Annotated in this window: 6 protein-coding genes and 1 pseudogene; 6 read left to right on the forward strand and 1 reads right to left on the reverse strand. The window is 41.6% G+C overall.

The window, feature by feature from the left end:
• The first annotated feature begins 23 nt into the window (after positions 1–23).
• The 6 genes from V7Z64_RS11510 (at position 24) to V7Z64_RS11535 (ending at position 5212) form a co-directional block, all read left to right on the forward strand.
• Positions 24–839: a sulfite exporter TauE/SafE family protein gene (locus tag V7Z64_RS11510; protein WP_003398311.1), complete on the forward strand. Its 816-nt coding sequence runs from the start codon at positions 24–26 to the stop codon at positions 837–839.
• A 25-nt stretch (positions 840–864) separates the two neighbouring features.
• Positions 865–2253, forward strand: coding sequence for a bifunctional metallophosphatase/5'-nucleotidase (locus V7Z64_RS11515; protein ID WP_297992140.1), 1389 nt, complete (start codon positions 865–867; stop codon positions 2251–2253).
• A gap of 57 nt (positions 2254–2310) precedes the next feature.
• Entirely contained in the window at positions 2311–2613 is a 303-nt protein-coding gene (locus V7Z64_RS11520) for a YunC family protein (protein WP_297992135.1), read from the forward strand.
• 51 nt (positions 2614–2664) lie between these two features.
• Complete coding sequence (yunB, locus tag V7Z64_RS11525; RefSeq protein ID WP_297992136.1) at positions 2665–3411, forward strand: sporulation protein YunB; 747 nt, start codon at positions 2665–2667, stop codon at positions 3409–3411.
• Between the two features lie 185 nt (positions 3412–3596).
• Positions 3597–5108: a sodium-dependent transporter gene (locus V7Z64_RS11530; RefSeq protein ID WP_297992137.1), complete on the forward strand. Its 1512-nt coding sequence runs from the start codon at positions 3597–3599 to the stop codon at positions 5106–5108.
• On the forward strand, positions 5108–5212 hold the full coding sequence (locus V7Z64_RS11535) for a methionine/alanine import family NSS transporter small subunit (protein ID WP_003398304.1): 105 nt from the start codon (positions 5108–5110) through the stop codon (positions 5210–5212). The genes V7Z64_RS11530 and V7Z64_RS11535 overlap by 1 nt, the downstream gene beginning before the upstream one ends.
• Positions 5213–5233: 21 nt before the next feature.
• On the opposite strand, the pseudogene V7Z64_RS11540 reads toward V7Z64_RS11535, so the two are convergent.
• Positions 5234–5432: pseudogene (locus V7Z64_RS11540) on the reverse strand (peptidase M23); the annotation flags it as partial.

Raw genomic sequence — 5432 nt, forward strand, 5'->3', positions numbered from 1 at the left:
TGTTTTCATAATGGGGGATGAACATGGAGTATTTTTTTCTTTTAATTATTGGTTTTTTAGCAGGAACGATCGGCAGTCTTGTCGGTTTAGGTGGGGGAGTCATTATCGTTCCAGCGCTTCTTTTTTTAAGTGCAGCTCATATGTTGCCAGCCATTTCACCACAAGTCGCGGTTGGTACGTCGCTTGTTGTAATTATTTTTAATGGATTGTCGTCAACTTTAACATATATGAAGCATAAAATGGTGGACTATAAAAGCGGCTTGTTTTTTTTCATCGGCAGTGGGCCGGGTGCCATGTTAGGGGCATGGGTAAATCAACATGTTCATATGCATCATTTTTCGCTTTACTTTGGACTGTTTTTAATTGCTGTTTCATTTTTGCTTATGTTTCAATCGCGTTTTTCACCGCGTGCAACACGAACGTTTCCTGTTGTGCGCACGTATGTCACGAACGAAGGAGAGGAAGTGACATACGGATATGATCCGTTCATCGCTACGCTCATTGCGTTTGTTGTTGGCTTTGTCGGCGGGTTTTTTGGCATTGGTGGCGGTTCGCTCATGGTGCCTGCGATGATGTTATTGTTTTTATTTCCTCCTCATGTGGCGGTAGCAACATCGATGTTTATCGTCTTTTTGTCATCCATTGTTAGCTCATCGACACATGTATGGATGGGAAATGTCGCATGGACGTTTGCGTTTGCGCTCATTCCGGGCGTATGGGTCGGTGCAAAATGTGGCGCATGGCTTAATCGGAGACTAAAAGGAAAAACAGTTGTGACGCTACTGCGGATCGTGCTCATTTTACTTGGAGTTCGTTTAATCGTGCAAGGACTTGGCTAGTAGAGGGAAAGGTGTGTTGCAAACATTGAAAGAGACGATACATATTTATCATACAAACGATGTGCATAGCCATTTTGAACATTGGCCAAAAGTAGTGCATTATTTACGAAAAAAAAGAAGCGAGCATAAAAAACAAAGTAAACATATGGTTTTGCTAGATATTGGTGATTTTATTGATCGATTTCATCCGATCACAGAAGCGTCGGATGGAAAAGCTAATATCGCCCTTTTAAACGATGTGGCGTACGATGCCGTCACGATTGGAAACAATGAAGGAATTACGCTAAGTCATGAACAACTAGATAAGCTGTACGAGCATGCTACCTTTCCTGTGCTCGTCGCAAACGTTTTTTATCAAAACGGAGAGCGTCCCCGTTGGATGAAACCGTATATCATTATGACATTCGGACGTGCGCGCATAGCTTTCATTGGAGTGACCGTCCCATTTCAGACGTTTTATGAGCTGCTCGGATGGCGCGTTGCTGATCCGTTCGCTACCGTCGCTCAGCTCATTGATGAACTTTCGGCAAAAGTGGATGCAATCATTTTGTTATCTCATTTAGGGATAAGTGATGATGAAAAAATGGCTCATCTGTTTCCGCAACTGACAGCAATTTTAGGAGGGCATACGCATCATGTATTTGAATGCGGAAAACGTGTAAACAACACGTTGCTTTGTGGAGCTGGGAAATTTGCGCATTACGTCGGATGTGTGACGTTGACGGTTGATACAAAAAGCCGGAAAGTTGATGCACATGCATATGTGAAACATATCGATGCTCTTGAACAAGAATGTATGGAAACAAAACAAAAATTACATCATATGGTCGAACAAGCGACGAACGCATTGGCACAACCAGTTGTTTATTTGCCTGAAACTTTACATATTGACTGGTTTTCACCATCCCCATTCGCGTCGCTTCTGGCGAAGGCGTTAAACGAATGGTGTGAAGGAGATGTAGCGATGGTGAATGCAGGTGTGTTGCTTGCTTCGCTCCCAAAAGGTGTCATAACGAGAGGCGACATTCATCGCATTTGTCCACATCCGATTAATCCATGCAAAGTATATTTGCGCGGAAGTGAACTGAAAGAAGTCATTTTACAAGCGGAAACAGAACAGATGAAACAGTTGCGTGTGAAAGGATTCGGATTCCGCGGGGAAGTGATGGGACAAATGGCATATGATCGCATCACAATTGAAAAAGAACAGCTAATTGATGGTCAAGAACATGTGCGCCGCATTTTTATTCACGACCAGCCAATCGATGAGCAAAAGACGTATGCGGTGGCGACGATTGATATGTTTACGTTCGGTCATTTGTATCCAGAAATATATCGTGCAAAAAAACAATATTATATGCCGGAAATGTTGCGAGATGTGCTTGCATGGAAGTTAAAAAACATGTATCCATGATAGGCACCGTTCTTTCTTTTATTCATACATTGAATAAAGGAAAGGAGCGTGAAATGTATGGTTGAGGTTAAACCGTTATGGATTGACGGAAAACCGTTTACAGCAATTTCTGTGCAGTTGCCTAAAACGACGTTGTTAGCTGTTGCGAACGATACAGGATATATTATGTGCGGGGCATTAGATGTGGCGCTATTAAACAATAAATTGCGCGACCGAGGAATTATCGCAGGAAGAGCAGTAGGAGTGCGAACGATTGACCAGCTGTTAGAAGCGCCGCTTGAGTCGGTGACATTGGCGGCCGAACAGCTAGGTATCTCACGTGGAATGAAAGGAAAAGACGCCTTGCTTCTCATGAAATAAAATAATAATCCCCTGCTTGATCGCATACATATAGCGTGAGAGGGGGGATTTTTGTTGTATCAACAACTGCGTAAAAGAAGAAAACCGCTACCCGTCCGCTATATTTTTTTAATCACGTTCGTTTTTTTTATTGTTTCGACTGTTGCGAGCCTTTGGTTCATTAATAGAGGAATTGAACCGACGCTTATGGCGATCGCCGAGAAAGAAACGCGTCGCCTAGCGAACTTAGTGATTAACAATGCGATTAGTCAACAAATTGCTGAGGACGATGTCAACGTTGAAAACTTCATTAAAATTGAAAAAGATGCACAAGGGAAAATTTCCGCTATTGACTTTAATGCAACAGTAGTCAATCGGGTATTAGCAAAAACGACAAACCGTGTACAGCGAAATTTAAAAGCGGCATCGGAAGGGAAATTGTCCGCACTTGAGTTTCCAGATGTTCAAGTTGAAACGGAAAAGGAAAAAGGGATTATTTATTATATCCCGCTCGGACAAGCAACAAACAACGTCTTGTTAGGGAATTTAGGGCCGCGTATACCGGTTCGCTTTTACGTCATTGGGGATGTTCATTCGGATGTCAATAAAAATATTCGTCCATTTGGAATTAACAATGCTTTAATAGAAATAGCAATTCATATTGAAGTGAACGTGCAAATTATTATTCCATTTGCGACAAAGACAGCGACGATCCAAAATGACATTCCTGTTGCTATCCAAATTATTCAAGGCGAAGTTCCGCAATTTTACAATCAAGGGGGAGGGGGGAATACGTCAATTGAACTCCCTGTTCAATAATAAAAATTCTGAAAATTTTATTTTTTAAAATATTATTTTGACAAAAAGCTTGTCCGTTGTTATACTTAAAACTAAACGAAACAAAAAAGTCTGAAAAATTAAAATAATCGAACAAGGTGGTGGTATGACATTCATTTGGCTGTTACATTGTAAAGATAAAAATGGATTAAGGAGGTCATTTATCTATGGAAAGTCGTCAACAATGGGGTACGCGTGCTGGTTTTATTTTGGCAGCGGCCGGCTCGGCAATTGGTTTAGGAAACATTTGGAGGTTTCCAGCTGTCGCATATGAAAATGGTGGAGGGGCGTTTTTCTTCCCATATTTATTCGCTTTATTAACGGCAGGTATTCCAATTCTTATATTGGAATTTACGCTCGGGCATAAGTATCGAGGGTCAGCGCCATTAACGTTTGCTCGCTTAAGCAAAGGGACGGAGTGGATCGGTTGGTGGCAAGTACTTATTTCATTCGTTATTTCGACGTATTACTCCGTCGTTATTGCTTGGGCGATGTCTTACACGTATTTCGCTTTTACATCGAAGTGGGGAGAAGATACAGGAGGCTTCTTATTCGGTGAGTATTTAAAATTAGCAGAAACGCCAGGTACGTTTGGAAGTATAGTTCCAGCTGTTCTTATTCCGCTTGTTCTCGTGTGGGTCATTAACTTAGCTGTTTTATATAAAGGGATTCGTAAAGGAATTGAGTTAGCGAATAAAATTTTCTTGCCAACGCTCGTTGTTTTATTCTTTATTATCGTCGTTCGCGCGGTCACGCTAGAAGGTGCAGTTGAAGGATTGAACGCATTTTTCAAACCGAATTGGGATCAAATTATGAACGGAAAAGTATGGGTTGCTGCATACAGTCAAATTTTCTTTAGCTTGTCGATTGCATTTGCTATTATGATTACGTATTCAAGTTATTTACCAAAAAAATCAGATATTACAAACAATGCCTTCATTACAGGATTTGCAAACTCAGGATTTGAATTGTTGGCCGGTATTGGTGTATTTAGTGTTCTTGGCTTTTTAGCTCATCAACAAGGTGTAGAAGTAAGCGAAGTCGTTAAAGGGGGCGTCGGGTTAGCATTCGTTGTCTTCCCGCAAATTATTAACCAATTCCCAGCGTTTAATGAATTTTTCGGCGTGTTATTTTTCCTTTCGCTAACGTTAGCTGGTCTGTCATCCCTCATTTCCATTTCGGAAACATATGTAGCGGCAGTTCAAGAAAAGTTCGGTATTTCTCGAACGAAAGCCGTTCTTGGTGGCGGCGGATTAGCGGCGTTAATCGCGCTCGTGTTTGCAACAAACGGTGGATTATATTTCTTAGATGTTGTCGACTATTTTATTAATAACTTTGGTGTTGCACTTGTCGGTTTAATCGAGGTTATTGTGATTGCATGGGTGTTAAAACAACTCAATGCACTTCAAACACATGCAAACAGCGTATCAGATATTATGGTAGGGGCTTGGTGGAAAATTTCGCTCTCTGTGATTACACCGGTTGTACTCGGTTATATGATGTTCGATAGCATTAAAACAAACGTGAAAGAAAATTATGGAGGATATGATACGTTATTCGTTGTTAAATATGGATGGACGATCGCAGCGCTTGTCATCGTTCTCGGATTTGTATTTTCAGTGAAGCGTTGGAAAGAGGGGGCGCTTTCTGTTCCGACGGATAAGGAGGTTTCAAGCTGATGCAAACAAGTGCACTCGTTATGATGCTTGTCGGTATGGTCGTCATTTGGGGTGGATTTCTCGCTAGCGTCGCTCATGCAGTGAAGAAGAGCCGTCAGTCATAAAAAAAGATGGGGCAAAATGCCTCATCTTTTTTTCATTCGTTCTTGTCTTTCCCACTGTTTTAAATAAGGATATGGATCGAACGACCATTCTGTATAGCCATTATCTTTATACATCCCATAATGAAGATGAGGCGGAAACTTACCTGACGTTCCGGGCGGCCCATAACCAGAGCTTCCGACTGAACCGATGAGCATGCCAGGTTCCACAATAGATCCTTCT

It is taken from the genome of Anoxybacillus sp., assembly GCF_036834105.1.
Taxonomy (GTDB): Bacteria; Bacillota; Bacilli; order Bacillales; family Anoxybacillaceae; genus Anoxybacillus.

What these genes read in the sequence shown, in the direction of transcription:
- V7Z64_RS11510 (WP_003398311.1), top strand. Translation starts at nt 24, where the DNA reads ATGGAGTATTTTTTTCTTTTAATTATTGGTTTTTTAGCAGGAACGATC.
- V7Z64_RS11520 (WP_297992135.1), top strand. Translation starts at nt 2,311, where the DNA reads ATGGTTGAGGTTAAACCGTTATGGATTGACGGAAAACCGTTTACAGCA.
- V7Z64_RS11530 (WP_297992137.1), top strand. Translation starts at nt 3,597, where the DNA reads ATGGAAAGTCGTCAACAATGGGGTACGCGTGCTGGTTTTATTTTGGCA.
- V7Z64_RS11535 (WP_003398304.1), top strand. Translation starts at nt 5,108, where the DNA reads ATGCAAACAAGTGCACTCGTTATGATGCTTGTCGGTATGGTCGTCATT.